Source organism: Polynucleobacter sp. Adler-ghost, assembly GCF_018688495.1.
Lineage (GTDB): Bacteria > Pseudomonadota > Gammaproteobacteria > Burkholderiales > Burkholderiaceae > Polynucleobacter.
In genome coordinates, this window is the sequence record NZ_CP061320.1 from 1,600,137 (window position 1) to 1,616,046 (window position 15,910).

A 15,910-nucleotide genomic window follows, 5' to 3' on the forward strand; every position below is an offset into this window, starting at 1 on the left:
CATCAAAGCCCATCCAAATCTTGGCGTGCTTTGCTGGCCTTGTTGAATAACTTCTCCAAGCCTGCACCATCATTCTCAGCAATTAATTTACGCATGTGACTCACGATGAGCAAATATTGATCAAGCTCTTTAAGAACTGCAGTGCGATTACCCAGGCAAATATCACGCCACATCTCTGGGCTCGAAGCTGCAATACGCGTGAAATCTTTAAAGCCTGCGCCCACATGACTGAGTTTTTGATCGGCATCTTCTGAGTTCACAACACTAGCCATTAATGCATAAGACAATAGATGCGGTAAATGAGAGACTGCTGCATAAATCGCATCATGCTGAACACAAGAAATCCTTTTAACAACCGAGCCAACTGACTGCCAAAAGCCTTCGATTAGATCTGTATCTTGTGGAGAGTTTTCCTGTAAGGGACAAAGAATGGTTTGCTTACCTGCAAATAAATCTGCTTTCGCAGCGCTAGCACCATGTTGTGCACCACCAGCAATCGGGTGCGCCGGTACAAACTGACAAGCTTTTTTACCCAATACTTCTTTAGCAGCCAAAATCACATCGCCCTTAGTGCTGCCCGCATCTGTCATCATTGTTCTAGGCTCGAGATGAGGTTCAATGGTTTCAAAGGCTGCGCGCATTTGCGCTACTGGCATACACAACACAATCACGTCAGATTGCTTAGCCGCCTCAGCCAGTTCAACTACAGCATCTATAGCGCCCATTTTGAGGGCTTGATCTAAATTAGGGGCGCTACGGCCGACACCTAAGACCTGATTGACCACGCCCGCTTTTTTTAATGCAAGACCTAAGGAAGCACCAATGAGACCAACGCCAACAATCGCGACGGTACCGTAATTACTGGATGGGTTAATGATGGCCATTGGCTTATGAAATTTGTCTAATTGGCGTTGAATTAACGTTGCGCCAAAATATCTTTAAGAGCATCAATAAAAGCTGCATTCTCTTCAGGCAAGCCAATGGAAATACGTAACCATTGTGGCAAACCGTAATTGCCAACTGGACGAACAATAATGCCACGCTTAAGCAACTCTAAATTAATGCGAGCACCAGCACCATCATCCTCGCCAACCTTCACCAATACAAAGTTACCTGCTGATGGAAGATAAGTTAAGCCAAGCGCATCAAATGCTTGAGTAAGTTGAGCTAAACCAGTGCGATTCAATTCAAAGCCTTGCTGCAAGAAAGCAGAATCTTGGAACGCTGCGATCGCTGCGGCTTGTGCAAGACTATTAACGTTAAATGGCTGACGGATGCGATTGAGTAAATCCGTTAAGGCAGGCTGAGCCACACCATATCCGATTCGTAAACCTGCCAAACCATATGCCTTAGAAAAGCTTCGCGACAAAATCATATTGGGAAAACGCTTCACCCAAGCAATTGCGTCATAGCGCTTTTCTGGGGCAAGGTACTCGTTATAAGCTTCATCCAATACGACCACCACATGAGCAGGAACAGCCATTAAGAAATCCTCGATCTCTTTAGCGCTTAAGTAGCTACCAGTCGGATTATTTGGATTGGCCACAAACACCAACTTAGCTTTATCACCTGAGGCTTTAACTGCTTGCAACATAGCACGCAGATCATGACCATACATTGCAGTTGCAGCCACTTCAATCGCCTTAGCACCAACTGCTTGTGTTGCCAATGGATATACCGCAAAGGCATGTTTGGAGAAAACTACCTCATCGCCAGCTTGAGCTACTGCGCGTGCAGCTAACTCCAAAATATCATTACTGCCATTGCCTAAGGTAATCCAATCCGCTGGAACGCCTAAACGTAATGACAAAACATTCTTTAATTCAAAACCATTAGAGTCTGGATAGCGACCTAAGTCACTCGCAGCCTTGAGCATCGCGTCTTGCGCCGACTTTGGCATGCCTAATGGATTTTCATTGGAAGCTAATTTGACAATCTTGTTTTCATCAAGGCCGTACTCACGCGCGACCTCACTGATAGGTCGCCCGCCAACATAGGGCGCTATCGCATGGATATGCTTTAAACCGATATTAGATTTTGATGTCATGCTGAATGAGGATATGAGCCGAGGTTTTTATAAAAAGCAGCTGTCGTTTTTAAGTCTTCCAAGGCTTTAGCTACTTTTGCATCTTCAGCGTGCCCTGCTACATCAATATAGAAGTGGTACTCCCAAGTTCCCTTGCGAGCAGGACGAGACTCAAAGCGGTTCATGGAAACGCCATGCTTAGCTAAAGGCTCTAATAAACGATGTACTGCACCTGGTTGGTTATCCACTGATAGCACCAGAGATGTTTGATCTTTGCCGGTAGGCTGACACTCATAAGTTCCAACCACTACAAAACGGGTACGGTTGTGTGGATCATCCTGAATCTGCGCAGCCACAGCCTGCAATCCATAAGCTTCTTGCGCAGGGTCTCCAGCAATTGCTGCCAAGCTGGGGTCCAGAGAAGCCATACGCGCTGCCTCAGCGTTGCTACTGACTGCCTGGCGCTTCAATTGAGGCGCATGCACACTCAACCATTGCTGACATTGCGCTAAAGCTTGGGCGTGAGCGCAAACCGTGGTCACGCCATCTAAGTTACCGCTCTTAGTTAGCAGATGGTGACGAATAGGTAGCACCACTTCACCGCTAATCCGCATCGGTGAATCTAGAAGCAAGTCCAAGGTTCTTGAAATCGCACCCTCACTAGAATTTTCTACAGGCACAACCCCAAACTGCGCTGCACCCTTCTCCACCGCTTTAAATACTTCATCCAAACTATTGCAAGGAAGACCCGCAATCGAGTGGCCAAAATAGGTTTGAGCCGCTTGCTCTGAAAATGTTCCTACTGGTCCGAGATAGGCAATCGTCTGACGAGCCTCTAAGGCACGGCAAGCCGACATAACCTCACGCCAAATTGCCGCAATACCATCAGGTAACAAGGGGCCCTTGCTGAGCTCTTGTAGGCGCGCAACAACTTGACGCTCACGCTCAGGCCTAAATACTGGTGACGAAAACCCACCTTTTATGTGGCCAACCTCTTGAGCAGCTTTTGCGCGCTGTGATAACAAATCTAAAATCTGCGCATCCAGTGCATCGATTTTGTCGCGAATTGGCGCTAGTCGCTGTTCTTCTGTACTTGGGTCTTTGGAGCTCATTAGGCACGCCTTTCAAAGTCACGCATAAATTCCACCAAGGCCTTGACGCCCTCTAGTGGCATTGCGTTGTAAATACTGGCGCGCATACCGCCTGCCGCCTTGTGGCCGCGCAATGCAACTAAGCCTGCCACATTAGATTGCTCGAGAAACTGGGCGTTTAAATTTTCATCCTTTAGGAAGAAGGTGACATTCATACGAGAGCGATATTCTTTAGGAATGCGATTTTCGTAAAGACCGCTTTGATCCAAGAAGTTGTATAGCAAATCCGCTTTTTCTTGATTACGGCTCTCAATCGCTTTTACACCACCCTGCTTCAGTAACCACTTAAAGCCTAGTCCAGCCATATAAATCGAGAAAGTAGGCGGCGTGTTTAACATGGAGTCAGTTGCCGCTTGTTTAGACCAATCCCAAATCGATGGCGTAATTTTCATACCGTGACCCATCAAGTCTTTGCGTACGATCACAATCGTTACACCCGATGGGCCAATATTTTTTTGTGCGCCACCAAACCAGACGCCACATTTTGTGACATCGATTTCTCTAGATAGGATATTGCTAGAAATATCAGCGACCAAGAGCTTGCCGTTGACATCAGGTACATATGGAAACTCTACGCCACCAATAGTTTCATTCGCACAGTAATGAACGTAAGCAGCATCATCTGATAGTTGCCAAGTAGATCTTGCAGGAATCGTATTGAATTTTTCAGCTGCTGAAGAAGCTGCTAAATGAGCAACACCATACTTATCTGCTTCTTTATAAGACTTTTCTGACCAAATGCCAGTTACTAAAAAATCTGCCTTTGGACCATTCTTGGCTAAGGGCATCAGGTTCATGGGGATGGCAGCATTCTGACCCAATCCACCACCTTGAAGCATCAATATTTCATAGGAATCCGGAATGCCCATGAGGGTGCGTAAGTCTTGCAATACCTCCTCATACAGGGCCATGAACTCTTTGCCCCGATGGCTCACTTCCATGACGCTTGCACCCAAGCCCTGCCAATTCAACATCTCTGCAGCAGCCTGCTTCAATACCTCTTCAGGCAAGGTAGCAGGTCCCGCAGCGAAATTGAAAATGCGGCGGTCAAACGTCATGATGGGTTAATTAACCTTGAATGGATGCCAATTAGGCATCGCCAGCTTGATCAGAGTTGGAACCAAGCGCTGGATCGGCGGAAATATCTCCACTTTCACCGTCTTCAACATCATCCAAATCATTCTCATCATCAGAATCGCTTTCAGCAATACGCTGCAAGCCAGACAAACGTGTACCTTCATCAACGTTGATCAAAGTGACGCCTTGTGTTGCGCGCCCCATTTCACGAATCTCTGAAACACGAGTGCGCACCAAAATGCCGCCAGTAGTAATCAGCATAATTTGATCTTCAGGAGATACCAAAGCAGCGGCAACGACTTTTCCGTTTCGCTCAGTTGTCTGAATCGCAATCATGCCTTTGGTACCGCGACCATGACGGGTGTATTCACCAATCGGAGTGCGCTTACCAAAACCATTTTCTGTTGCAGTGAGTACGCTACTCGGAATTGCGAGACCATTCGCATCAACAACAGCCACTTCGGCACCTTCAGCAGCTTCAGCTGGAGCAACCAACATAGCAATTACTTGATGGCCTTCACCCAAGTTCATACCGCGCACACCGCGCGCCGTACGCCCCATTGGACGCACATCATTCTCATCAAAGCGCACTGCTTTACCAGCATCGGAGAACAACATCACATCATGCTGACCGTCAGTGATCGCTGCACCAACTAAGAAGTCGTTTTCATTTAAATCGACAGCAATAATTCCGGCCTTACGTGGATTAGAGAAGTCAGACAAACGCGTCTTTTTCACTGTACCCAAGCTTGTTGCCATGAATACGTAATGATCATCTTGATACCCCTTAATCGGGAGAATCACCGTAATCTTTTCGCCTTCAATCAAGGGGAACATATTCACGATTGGCTTGCCGCGTGAATTACGACTTCCTTGTGGAACTTCCCATACTTTGAGCCAATACATACGGCCACGATCGGAGAAGCACAAAATGATGTCATGTGTATTCGCAACGAAAAGTGTCTCAATCCAATCTTCGTTCTTGGTAGCTGCAGCTTGTTTGCCACGACCACCTCGTTTTTGCGCACGGTATTCACTCAGAGGCTGACTCTTCATGTAACCAGTGTTAGAAAGTGTGACCACCATATCTTGCGGAGTGATCAGGTCCTCTGTGAACAACTCGGTTGCATTCATTTCAATAAATGAACGACGACCAGAGTCACCACCAGCAATACCAAATTCCGCTTGAACTTCTTTCAACTCGGATTCAATGACTTGAGTGACACGTTCTGGCCTGGCGAGTAAGTCGAGCAAATCCGAAATCTCCGCCATCACATCTTTGTACTCATTCACAATCTTGTCTTGCTCAAGGCCAGTCAAACGTTGCAAACGCATCTGTAAAATTTCTTGTGCTTGGCTATCAGACAAACGATACAGGCCAGTAGTTTGCATACCGTACTCCGGTAACAAACCTTCAGGGCGGTAGGCATTGCGGCCGCCCGGGGTATCCGTCTCCGCACGTGCCAACATCTCGCGCACCATGGAGGAGTCCCAAGCCTTACTCATCAACTCTTGCTTAGCAACCACTGGGTTTGCAGCAGCTTTAATGATGGCAATAAATTCATCAATATTTGCCAATGCAACTGCCAAACCTTCTAAGACGTGGCCACGCTCACGCGCCTTGCGCAATTCAAAAATCGTACGACGCGTCACTACTTCGCGACGGTGTTGCAAGAAGTACTCCAGCATTTGCTTCAGATTCAATAGGCGCGGCTGGTTATCCACCAGGGCCACCATATTCATACCGAAGTTATCTTGCAGTTGAGTGCTCTTATATAAATTATTGAGAACCACTTCAGGCACTTCACCGCGCTTGAGCTCAATGACTACGCGCATACCTGACTTGTCAGACTCATCTCGGAGATCGGAGATGCCCTCTACTTTTTTCTCATTCACCAACTCAGCAATACGCTCGAGCAAGTTCTTTTTATTGACTTGGTATGGCAACTCATCCACGATGATGGCCTGACGAGCGCCCTTGTCGAGATCTTCAAAGTGGGTCTTTGCGCGCATCACCACACGGCCACGGCCAGTGCGATAGCCCTCACGAACCCCTTGAACACCATAAATAATTCCGGCAGTTGGGAAATCCGGGGCAGGAATGATCTCAATCAACTCATCAATCGAGCATTCTGGGTTGTGCAATACGTGTAAACAGGCTGTAACTACCTCATCCAGGTTATGAGGAGGGATATTGGTCGCCATACCCACGGCAATGCCAGAACTGCCGTTAATCAGCAAATTAGGCACTTTTGCAGGAAGGATCAGGGGCTCTTTCTCGCTACCGTCGTAATTTGGCCCGAAATCCACGGTTTCCTTGTCCAAATCGGCCAATAACTCATGGGCAATCTTACGAAGACGGATCTCGGTATAACGCATTGCAGCAGCGTTATCACCGTCTACGGAGCCAAAGTTGCCCTGTCCGTCAACCAGCATATAGCGCAGAGAGAAGTCCTGGGCCATGCGAACAATGGTGTCATAGACCGCAGAATCGCCATGTGGATGGTATTTACCGATCACATCGCCAACTATACGGGCAGATTTTTTGTAAGCGCGGTTCCAATCGTTGTTTAATTCATACATCGCGAATAAGACCCGGCGATGAACCGGTTTGAGGCCGTCACGTACGTCTGGCAGGGCTCTGCCGACAATGACGCTCATTGCGTAGTCCAAATAGGACCGCCGCATTTCGTCTTCTAGGGATATTGGTAGTGTTTCTTTAGCGGCTTGTTCCATTTAGAAATAATATCATTTTGATGACTGATAGCCCCTATGCTAAGATTCTGTCAGTTTGTACGAAATTGAGATGTGTCGCTTTGCGGTTTTTTGCTTCAAAGTAGGGCGAATTACATTTAAGTTTGACTTTAATTAAAAAAGAGATTTTTGAGGACTAAAAATGAACAAAACCCTAAAACTGGTACTTGCTGGCGTAATCACTGTTGCTGCTACTGCTACTTCCGCTCAAAACGTTGACAACTGGGTCAACTCAACCGGTATTACTTGGAAAAACGGCGACGGCACATTGTGCTGGCGTGACAACAGCTGGACTCCTGCAACTGCAGCTAAAGGTTGCGATGGTTTCTTGGCTCCTAGGGCTGCTGCTACATCTGGCGTAAGCCAAAGCAAGATCACTTTGCAAGCTGACACACTCTATGACTTCGACAAAGCAACATTGAAGGCAGAAGGTCAAGCAACTTTAGACAAAATCGCTAAAGATTTAAGCAAAATCAAATTAGAAGTAATTATTGCTGTTGGTAACACTGATAGCGTTGGTACTGATGCTTACAACATGGCTCTCGGCCAGCGTCGTGCTCAGTCAGTTAAAGCTTACTTAGTAAGCAAAGGTGTTGACGGTAGCCGTATTTACACAGAATCAAAAGGCAAGAGCAATCCAGTTGCAAGCAATGCAACTGCTGAAGGCCGCGCTAAGAACCGCCGCACCGACATCGAAGTTGTTGGTACAGCTGCAGTTAAGTAATTCTTTTTACTTGTAAAAAAGCCCGGTTCTGCCGGGCTTTTTTATTTCCGCTATATTCGTAATTCACTTACCTCAACGCGCTTCCTGCGCTTTTATTCCTATGAACGTCGATCAATCTGAAATCGCCAAATTTAGTGCCCTAGCCCATCGCTGGTGGGATCCCCACAGCGAATTCAAGCCTCTGCATGCCATTAACCCCCTGCGCCTGAATTGGATCAAGTCTTTTGTTGACCTTCAAGGCAAGAAGGTTCTGGATGTCGGTTGTGGTGGCGGAATTCTGGCGGAGTCAATTGCGCAGTCAGGGGCTGATACCTGTGGCATCGACCTATCCGAAAAAGCCCTCAAAGTCGCTGAGTTACATGCACTAGAGGTGGGCGCCACCCTCAAATACCGCTCCATTTCAGCTGAAGCACTAGCCGAGGAAGAGCCAGAACAGTACGACGTTGTGACCTGCATGGAGATGCTCGAGCATGTTCCAGACCCAGCCTCTGTGGTTCGAGCTTGTGCAAATCTCTGCAAGCCAGGCGGCACCCTCTTTTTTAGTACCCTGAACCGCAACCCTAAGTCTTACTTATTTGCCATTATTGGCGCTGAATACATCCTGCGACTACTCCCCAAGGGCACTCACGAATACGCCAAATTCATCAAACCCTCTGAATTAGTTGCATTTACTCGTCACGCCGGATTAGACATGCTCGGCATGAAGGGAATGACATACAACCCCATCACTCAGGTCTATAGCCTTGGTGATGATGTTGATGTGAACTATATGATTGCCGTGCGTAAATGAGTAGCAGGTTAGTAAGTCCTTACAAGGGCATCTTTTTTGATCTAGATGGCACCCTTGCTGACACAGCTCCAGACCTTGTTGCAGCCGCAAACCAGCTCCTCATCGCACGCAATCTTCCACCCATGCAATATGAGGTATTGCGTCCCCGTGCTTCTGCAGGGGCTCGTGGACTGATTAGAGGAGCATTTGGGATTGAGACCGATCACCCGGATTTCATTCCACTTCGAGATGAGTTTTTCTCAAACTATGAAAAAGCGCTCATGGTCAATAGTGTCATTTTTGATGGTATCGATCACTTGCTTAATCAATTGGATGGCGCAAAACTACCTTGGGGCATTGTTACCAATAAAAGCGAGCGCTTTACCAATCCCTTAACTGAGTTAATGGGCTTGAGACAAAGAGCAGTATCAACAGTTTCTGGCGATACCACTCCTCACTCAAAACCCCATCCTGAGCCCATCTTGCACGCAGCTAGACTCGCCAATGTAGACCCGACCAAATCGGTATATGTCGGCGATGACATCAGAGACATCGTGGCAGGCAAGGCAGCGGGTATGAAGACGATTGCAGCAGCCTATGGATATTGTGGCTGTGAGGAGCCTCCAGAGGCCTGGGGTGCGGATTATCTCGTGCACCACCCAAAAGAACTCCTGGAAATCATCTTCCCGCAGTAGGGAGATAAAAAGATAACAAGCAATTTAGGGGTAAGCACCTTAAAATAGAGTTTCCTATGCAAGAACTCCGGGGTCGACATGGTTTCGACGTGGATTACAAAGCATCAAGGGCATACCGAGGACCCGTTATCTCGTAAATCAATGGGAATGTAATAACTGCAAACGACGAACGTTTCGCACTAGCCGCTTAATTGCGGTTGCCCCTGAACTGATTCTCTCTTGGGTCAGCTAGCGAAAGCTAGATCAGGGTCATTTACAAGAGATAAGATCATTTCATGTCACGGGGAATGATTCGAAAACTTAGTGAATCGCCAGCGTGGAACATGTCAGTCTGTGACTAGCTAGCTAAATTAAATGATATGACTAAGTATGTAGAACTTGTTGTAGAGGATTTGCGGACGCGGGTTCGATTCCCGCCGACTCCACCATTTTGAAGTATGTAACAGACTAACGCCACCTACTAGGGTGGCGTTAGTCTTTGTTTCTATTTTTTCTTCGTGTTGATTGATTTAACGCTTTGGTGTTTTACCCACCATCTTCACTGCTCTCAAGAAATCAAAGTCAACGCCCTTGTCTGCTTGCGTAACAGTATCTAAGAATAGTTTGAGATAGCCACGCTCTGCAGTGGGCTCTATTACTGGATTCTCTTTTGCACGCTTGGCTAACTCTTCCTCAGAGACCAACAAACTAATCTCTCGATTCTTCACACTCAAGCGAATACGATCACCATTGTTTACAAATGCCAGCGGCCCACCTACTGCGGCCTCTGGAGTCACGTGTAACACAATGGTTCCGAACGCTGTACCACTCATGCGTCCATCAGAAATTCGCACAATATCTTTTACGCCAGCACGAGCAAGCTTCATTGGAATCGGAATATACCCAGCCTCAGGCATACCAGGTGCGCCTTTCGGGCCAATATTCTTCAGTACCAAAATATCATCTGCCGTCACATCTAAGTCTGGACTATCAATACGATTGGCAAGGTCTTCACTGTTTTCAAAAACAACAGCGCGACCCTCATGCTCCATGAGTTTTTCATTAGCTGCTGATTGTTTAATGATGGCACCGCCGGGCGCTAAGTTGCCATGCAAGACCGCAATACTGCCACGTGGATAAATCGGATTATCGAACTTGCGCACTACCTCTTGCTTAAAGCTTGGCGGGGCTGCATCAATCTCTTCACCTAAAGTGCGACCCGTTACCGTCATGGCATCTAATTTTAATAAAGGCTTAAGCTCACGTAGCAGCGTGGTCATACCACCAGCATCATGGAAGTTCTCCATGTAGTGATCACCAGAGGGCTTCAAATCCACCAGTACTGGCGTCTCATCACCCATCTTATCGAGCGCATCCAAGTCAATCTCTAGGCCCATGCGACCAGCGATAGCAGCTAAATGTACGATGCCATTAGTCGAGCCGCCAATCGCTAATAAAACACGCATCGCGTTTTCAAAAGCATCTGCTGTTAATACCTTATCAATCGTTAAGCCATCTTTTGCCATTTGAACAGCACGAGTACCAGTCTCTTCTGCAATCCGTATGCGATCCGCAGTGACTGCAGGTGGTGTTGCTCCACCAGGAACAGTCATGCCGAGGGCTTCAGAGATGCAGGCCATCGTACTAGCAGTGCCCATCACTGAGCAGGTCCCTACACTAGCTACCAATTGGTCATTCACTTCATCTTTTTCAGCTTCATCAATTTCGCCAGCGCGGAATTTTCCCCAATAACGACGACAGTCAGTGCATGCACCCACACGCTCACTTCGATGAGAGCCTGTCAACATCGAACCCGTGATCAACTGAATTGCCGGGAGACCCGCAGAAGCAGCGCCCATCATTTGCGCCGGTACAGTTTTATCGCAACCACCAATCATCACCACCGCATCCATTGGCTGAGCCCGCAACATCTCTTCCGTATCCATTGACATCAGGTTACGCAAATACATACTAGTAGGAGCGGCAAAGCTTTCATGAATCGAGATGGTGGGGAAATCCATCGGTAGGCCACCAGCCAACATCACGCCACGTTTTACAGCCTCAATCAGTTGCGGCATGTTCCCGTGACAGGGGTTATAAGCACTGCCAGTATTAATAATGCCAATGACGGGGCGATCTAAGGCGCTATTGGTGTAGCCAGCGCCCTTAATAAATGCCTTACGCAAAAACAAGGAGAAGCCTTTATCGCCATAACTGGTTAAGCCCTTACGCAAGCCACTTTCTGTAGGCTGCTTTTTTTCTTGATTAGCATTACTTGTCATAAATCATTCTTTAACTTAAAAATAAATGGTGCTTACTCAGCTTTGATATCAGCTTCTCTAATAACTTTTTCCCAACGCTTGACTTCAGCAGCTAGCAACTCGGCTGATTTCTTAGGCTTGGATGGTGCTGCAGCATAAACGCCCTGCTTTAGGAACGCTTCCTTCACCTCAGGATTGAGTAATAGTTTAGCGATAGCGCTATTCAACTGATCAACGATAGACATGGGTGTACCGACTGGCGCCAAAACACCAAAGGTAGAACTCACTTCCAGTGCAGGCATACCAGATTCAGCAGTCGTAGGAACATCAGGCAGCATCGAAATGCGTTTTGCCGTTGTCACCGCTAAGGGACGCAATTGCCCAGCATTGATAAACGGTAATGCAGCTGGAACAGTTTCTACCATCATGTTGACTTGTCCTGCAACTAAATCGGTCATAGCTGGACCACTACCCTTGTAGGGCACATGCGTGATTTTGAGACCCGCTTCTTTTTGAAAAATTTCTGCACCCATTCGCTGCGGTGCGCCTGCACCAGAGGAGGCGTAATTTAATTTATCTGGATTGGCTTTTGCGTAATCTACCAAGCCCTTTAAGGTTCTTACAGGAACATTGGGGTTAACTACCACCACCAAAGGTACTGAACCCACAATCATGACTGGAGTGAAATCCTTCAGAAGATCGTAACGAAGCTTGCCCTTTTCAAGCGTAGCCATAGTGGAATGTGAGGTGACTGCGCCCATTAGCAAGGTATAACCATCTGGATTAGCCTTAGCTACCGCTTCTGCACCGATATTGCCACCAGCTCCACCGCGATTCTCAACCAATACTTGCTGACCCAAAGATTCGCCTAAATTCTTAGCTAGAATTCGTCCAATCACATCAGTAGCTCCACCAGGAGGATAGGGCACGATGAGTTTGATTGGCCTGTCCGGATAAGCGGCATGCACCAAACCAGAAAAACTCAGGATGAGCGTTGCCTGGGCAATAGAACGGCAAAGCTTACCTAATTGAAAAGTGATCATTTTTGTCTCCGTGTCACAGTTTTATATTTATGCTCTCAATATACTAAACTTTGTCACCACATCCATTTAAGCTTACTGAGTTCAATTCCACATCTTGCCAAGGACCGCTATGTCAAATATTCAACCTTTTCACCTGGCTTTTCCCGTAGATAACCTGGAAGCAGCTCGCACTTTTTACGGTAGCACCTTAGGTTGCGCGGAAGGTCGCAGCTCTGATGAATGGATTGATTTTGACTTCTTTGGACACCAATTAGTTGCCCACCTAGCACCTGAAGAATGCAATCATGCAGCCTCAAATGAGGTTGACGGACATCAAGTTCCCGTAAAACACTTTGGGGTGGTGCTGACAATGCCAGATTGGCATGCATTGGCGGATAGATTAAGCAGCAGTGGCATGAAATTCATCATCGAGCCACAGATTCGCTTTAAAGGAAAAGTGGGTGAGCAGGCTACCATGTTCTTTCTCGATCCTGCCGGTAATGCCTTGGAGTTCAAGGCATTTGAGGATCCCAGCCAGCTATTTGCTAAATAATTGGCTGAGATAGAAAAACTGAGTACAAGTTATCTACTACATCAGAAGAACTGGTAACTCATTCCCGCCTGAAAATTGATGGGTGCGCCAGCAAAAATCCCGTCAGGACTTCTGCTGGAAATATAACGCCTGTTCAACAAGTTGTTCACCACACCAAATACTTTCAAACTTTTATTGATCGCATAATTTGCACTCCAATTCATAGTGGTGATGGCAGGGATTTCTCCTAGAGTACCAATGGAGTTTGGCAAAGCAGTATTTGCTGAATCAGCAAATTGAGGTGATAAGTAATTTAGACTGACTAAGGTGTTGAGGCCATTTTTCTGATAACTGACACCCAAATTCGATACCAATTCTGACGTGTATGGGATACGGTTTCCGTCTCTCCCCATAGATGAGTTGCCAACGAATTTAGCAACTGGAATATAAGTCAGATTTCCACTCAGACCCCATCCAGATTCAAATCCATACCCTAAAGATAATTCCATACCCTGATGCAAGCTCTTACCGCCGTTAGCTTTGCTAATACCCGCAGCAAGACTTTGATTAACAATTTGATTGCTAAAGTTCATGCTAAATATCGCCGCATCATAGCTAAAGCCATGATTGACACCCCGTAGACCAAACTCAAAATTGGTTGATCTCTCAGGGTCCAATTGCTGATCCACACCCTTTTCACTAATGGCTGTTGCTAATTGAGCGGGCGCAAATCCTTTATATACGCTCGAATAAAGCTGTAATTCTGGAATCAGTTGCCAGCTTGCTCCAATTTGTGGAACGGTTTCTAAATTCTTGGCACTCCCTGATTTTTCAGTTAGTACATTATTTCGAGACTGGTTATAGCTTTCAACACGCACCCCAGGAGTAACTGCAAAGTCTTTTGATAGCAAAAATCTATTTTGCGCAAAGAGAGCTACTGAATTGGCTTTATTTTCTTCATGCCCGGACACTCTTCCAGACTTCGCTAAGCTTCGCGATGCCACCAACTGATTTGATTGCGTCTCAGTATGTAAGCGTAGTCCGAATTCAAACTCATTACTCATGCCCATTGCCTCATAGGCATGAGTCATTCGAGAATCTACTCCAAGCATTTGAAATTCACGATTTCGCCCAAACATACAATCATTATCACCATTGCACGGAGTAAAACTCGTTTTATCCGAAGTACGACCACTGACGACTTGACGCCAGTAATCTCGATCTAAGCGACTCCAGTACAGCAATGTGTTCAGTTTTGTCCCAGTGCCGAGCTCCCAAGAGTGATTCAGGTCAACGGCATTTCTCTGTGTAACAAAATAATCATTGGGAGCAGGATTTCCTGAAATTCGGGCGTCATATTGATTTGGTCTCAAGCCGACATAGGAGGTATTAATATTGTTGTCATAGTGGGTATATTTAAGGCTAAGCCATTGATTTTGATCAATCGCTACCCCGCCCTTAAAAAGAATGTCGTACATCTTAAAACCATTGCCTTGGTATCCATCACTCTCAGACTTAATGATGTTGATACCTGCGATAGCTCCATTGCTTTCCGACTTTCCGCCGGCCTCAATTTGAGCAAATTGATAACCATAATTACCTGCTTTACCGGAAAGCTTAAAGCCCTCCTCTGGAGTCTTAGTTAGATAATTAATAACCCCACCAATATTAGACGGGCCATATTGCAAGCCTGATGCCCCCTTTAATACTTCAATGCCGCTCATACGATCCACAGGTGGACTGTAATAAGAGGCGCTAGAAATAAATAGGCTTGGATGAATAGGTGCCCCATCCTCTAGTAATAGCACTTTCTGACTACGACTGGGATTGAGTCCTCGAATACCAATATTCGGAATGGAGCCTAAACCACCTTCATCACCTCGGATGTTAATACCCGGAATAGTCTTAAGAGCATCTTGAATAGACAGGGGCTGAAGTAAATCCAACTGCTTTTGATTAATCACATCGACCGTACCTGGAATTTTCGAACGCGCATTTTCCTCGCTGCCGACAATATCTATTCTTGGTAAATCTATTTCCTTAGCCTGAATACCTGAGCTTAAGGAACACCCGCAAACTAAGGCCAAGCGTAAAGCCCAAGCCAATTTTTTCTGCTTCATATGCAATCTCCAGAGATAAAAACATCCAATCGCTGGCTAATCGCATATCAAAATACTTTTGCTGGCTAATAAATTAGGCTAATTAGCCCATCACTATTTAGTCAAAATGAGCTTCTTTAATTTAGTAATTCTTAAAATATATCTTTCGCCATCATGGATGATGACAACAGTTTTCTCTTTACCAAATAAATTCGTACTGGCAATCACCTTATTTAAACTCATTTGAGAATTCACGAAATCATCTCTTGAGTTATTGAACTCTGATTTCAATTTAAGTCTCTAACCTGAAGTGGACCGGAAGATGGTAGCAGTGCGATAAGGCCTGATCCTGAGATTCTAGAGCAGAAAATTTCCACTCTCTGACGCCCTCCATGGCAGATCTATCTAGATTTTCATAGCCAGAACTTTTGACCAACTGAACATTTTCCACGCGCCCTCGATCATCAATACATAACTTGAGTTGAACAGCGCCTTGCTCACGCATACGCCTACTTAATAGGGGGTAAATAGGTTTTGGATTGAAAAATATGTCTCTATCACGAAAGGTTTTTACTGACGGAGATAGCATGGCTGATTCATGATGACTTGAGTCCCTCGCAATCGTTGATGCAAGGGAGCTATGAGCTATCTTGATGTCCTGAGTTTGTTTTGATACTTTGGCTATGGCGCGATGCTCAAGTGAGTCCCTCAAGCTGAGAGTTAGCCTCTCTGGTGCAAAAGTTTGTGGAGTCCTATCTTGAAATACTCCCATTCCAACAATGATGGAAATATGCATCCCAATCACCCAAAAAGGAATAAGT

Annotated in this window: 14 protein-coding genes and 1 other RNA gene; 5 read left to right on the forward strand and 10 right to left on the reverse strand. The window is 46.2% G+C overall.

The annotated features are described in order from the left end of the window. Positions 1-2 precede the first annotated feature (2 nt). Genes ICV89_RS08340 through gyrA form a run of 5 tightly spaced genes read right to left on the reverse strand, consistent with a single transcriptional unit; the run spans position 3 to position 6,990 of the window. Positions 3-884: a prephenate dehydrogenase/arogenate dehydrogenase family protein gene (locus ICV89_RS08340; RefSeq protein ID WP_215308125.1), complete on the reverse strand. Its 882-nt coding sequence runs from the start codon at positions 882-884 to the stop codon at positions 3-5. Positions 885-916: 32 nt separating this feature from the next. After that, entirely contained in the window at positions 917-2,047 is a 1,131-nt protein-coding gene (gene hisC, locus ICV89_RS08345) for a histidinol-phosphate transaminase (protein ID WP_215308126.1), read from the reverse strand. Next, positions 2,044-3,138: a prephenate dehydratase gene (gene pheA, locus ICV89_RS08350; protein ID WP_215308128.1), complete on the reverse strand. Its 1,095-nt coding sequence runs from the start codon at positions 3,136-3,138 to the stop codon at positions 2,044-2,046. The genes hisC and pheA overlap by 4 nt, the downstream gene beginning before the upstream one ends. Continuing rightward, on the reverse strand, positions 3,138-4,235 hold the full coding sequence (gene serC, locus ICV89_RS08355) for a 3-phosphoserine/phosphohydroxythreonine transaminase (RefSeq protein ID WP_215308129.1): 1,098 nt from the start codon (positions 4,233-4,235) through the stop codon (positions 3,138-3,140). Before serC ends, pheA begins: the two co-directional genes overlap by 1 nt. Positions 4,236-4,266: 31 nt before the next feature. Next, on the reverse strand, positions 4,267-6,990 hold the full coding sequence (gyrA, locus tag ICV89_RS08360; RefSeq protein WP_215308130.1) for a DNA gyrase subunit A: 2,724 nt from the start codon (positions 6,988-6,990) through the stop codon (positions 4,267-4,269). A 160-nt stretch (positions 6,991-7,150) separates the two neighbouring features. Between gyrA and ompA the strand changes: the two genes are divergently transcribed. The 4 genes from ompA to ssrA all read left to right on the forward strand — a co-directional run bounded on the left by ompA (position 7,151) and on the right by ssrA (position 9,624). After that, on the forward strand, positions 7,151-7,732 hold the full coding sequence (ompA, locus tag ICV89_RS08365) for an outer membrane protein OmpA (protein WP_215308132.1): 582 nt from the start codon (positions 7,151-7,153) through the stop codon (positions 7,730-7,732). 100 nt (positions 7,733-7,832) lie between these two features. Next, complete coding sequence (gene ubiG, locus ICV89_RS08370; protein ID WP_215308134.1) at positions 7,833-8,522, forward strand: bifunctional 2-polyprenyl-6-hydroxyphenol methylase/3-demethylubiquinol 3-O-methyltransferase UbiG; 690 nt, start codon at positions 7,833-7,835, stop codon at positions 8,520-8,522. Next, positions 8,519-9,196, forward strand: a complete 678-nt coding sequence (locus tag ICV89_RS08375) for an HAD family hydrolase (protein WP_215308136.1) — start codon at positions 8,519-8,521, stop codon at positions 9,194-9,196. The genes ubiG and ICV89_RS08375 overlap by 4 nt, the downstream gene beginning before the upstream one ends. A gap of 69 nt (positions 9,197-9,265) precedes the next feature. Continuing rightward, positions 9,266-9,624: a transfer-messenger RNA gene (gene ssrA / locus ICV89_RS08380) on the forward strand. Positions 9,625-9,705: 81 nt separating this feature from the next. Here ssrA and ICV89_RS08385 read toward each other — a convergent pair. Further along, positions 9,706-11,457 carry an IlvD/Edd family dehydratase gene (locus ICV89_RS08385; RefSeq protein ID WP_215308137.1) on the reverse strand — a complete coding sequence of 584 codons (1,752 nt, stop codon included), beginning with the start codon at positions 11,455-11,457 and terminating at the stop codon, positions 9,706-9,708. A gap of 32 nt (positions 11,458-11,489) precedes the next feature. Beyond that, positions 11,490-12,479 (reverse strand): tripartite tricarboxylate transporter substrate binding protein, encoded by a 990-nt coding sequence (locus tag ICV89_RS08390; RefSeq protein ID WP_215308139.1) that lies wholly within the window; start codon positions 12,477-12,479, stop codon positions 11,490-11,492. 109 nt (positions 12,480-12,588) lie between these two features. Here ICV89_RS08390 and ICV89_RS08395 point away from each other — a divergent pair, with 109 nt between their 5' ends. Next, the gene (locus ICV89_RS08395) at positions 12,589-13,011 is read left to right on the forward strand and encodes a VOC family protein (RefSeq protein ID WP_215308141.1); all 423 of its coding nucleotides are present in this window, start codon (positions 12,589-12,591) and stop codon (positions 13,009-13,011) included. Positions 13,012-13,052: 41 nt separating this feature from the next. Here the strand turns inward: ICV89_RS08395 and ICV89_RS08400 are convergent, their stop codons facing one another. The 3 genes from ICV89_RS08400 to ICV89_RS08410 all read right to left on the reverse strand — a co-directional run bounded on the left by ICV89_RS08400 (position 13,053) and on the right by ICV89_RS08410 (position 15,885). Then, positions 13,053-15,110, reverse strand: a complete 2,058-nt coding sequence (locus ICV89_RS08400; RefSeq protein ID WP_215308143.1) for a TonB-dependent receptor domain-containing protein — start codon at positions 15,108-15,110, stop codon at positions 13,053-13,055. Positions 15,111-15,203: 93 nt separating this feature from the next. Next, positions 15,204-15,332, reverse strand: a complete 129-nt coding sequence (gene hemP, locus ICV89_RS10990; protein ID WP_305848973.1) for a hemin uptake protein HemP — start codon at positions 15,330-15,332, stop codon at positions 15,204-15,206. A 49-nt stretch (positions 15,333-15,381) separates the two neighbouring features. Beyond that, positions 15,382-15,885, reverse strand: a complete 504-nt coding sequence (locus tag ICV89_RS08410; protein ID WP_215308146.1) for an energy transducer TonB — start codon at positions 15,883-15,885, stop codon at positions 15,382-15,384. Positions 15,886-15,910: the final 25 nt, after the last annotated feature.

What these genes read in the sequence shown, in the direction of transcription:
- ICV89_RS08340 (WP_215308125.1), bottom strand. Translation starts at nt 884, where the DNA reads ATGGCCATCATTAACCCATCCAGTAATTACGGTACCGTCGCGATTGTT.
- hisC (WP_215308126.1), bottom strand. Translation starts at nt 2,047, where the DNA reads ATGACATCAAAATCTAATATCGGTTTAAAGCATATCCATGCGATAGCG.
- pheA (WP_215308128.1), bottom strand. Translation starts at nt 3,138, where the DNA reads ATGAGCTCCAAAGACCCAAGTACAGAAGAACAGCGACTAGCGCCAATT.
- serC (WP_215308129.1), bottom strand. Translation starts at nt 4,235, where the DNA reads ATGACGTTTGACCGCCGCATTTTCAATTTCGCTGCGGGACCTGCTACC.
- gyrA (WP_215308130.1), bottom strand. Translation starts at nt 6,990, where the DNA reads ATGGAACAAGCCGCTAAAGAAACACTACCAATATCCCTAGAAGACGAA.
- ompA (WP_215308132.1), top strand. Translation starts at nt 7,151, where the DNA reads ATGAACAAAACCCTAAAACTGGTACTTGCTGGCGTAATCACTGTTGCT.
- ubiG (WP_215308134.1), top strand. Translation starts at nt 7,833, where the DNA reads ATGAACGTCGATCAATCTGAAATCGCCAAATTTAGTGCCCTAGCCCAT.
- ICV89_RS08375 (WP_215308136.1), top strand. Translation starts at nt 8,519, where the DNA reads ATGAGTAGCAGGTTAGTAAGTCCTTACAAGGGCATCTTTTTTGATCTA.
- ICV89_RS08385 (WP_215308137.1), bottom strand. Translation starts at nt 11,457, where the DNA reads ATGACAAGTAATGCTAATCAAGAAAAAAAGCAGCCTACAGAAAGTGGC.
- ICV89_RS08390 (WP_215308139.1), bottom strand. Translation starts at nt 12,479, where the DNA reads ATGATCACTTTTCAATTAGGTAAGCTTTGCCGTTCTATTGCCCAGGCA.
- ICV89_RS08395 (WP_215308141.1), top strand. Translation starts at nt 12,589, where the DNA reads ATGTCAAATATTCAACCTTTTCACCTGGCTTTTCCCGTAGATAACCTG.
- ICV89_RS08400 (WP_215308143.1), bottom strand. Translation starts at nt 15,110, where the DNA reads ATGAAGCAGAAAAAATTGGCTTGGGCTTTACGCTTGGCCTTAGTTTGC.
- hemP (WP_305848973.1), bottom strand. Translation starts at nt 15,332, where the DNA reads ATGAGTTTAAATAAGGTGATTGCCAGTACGAATTTATTTGGTAAAGAG.
- ICV89_RS08410 (WP_215308146.1), bottom strand. Translation starts at nt 15,885, where the DNA reads ATGCATATTTCCATCATTGTTGGAATGGGAGTATTTCAAGATAGGACT.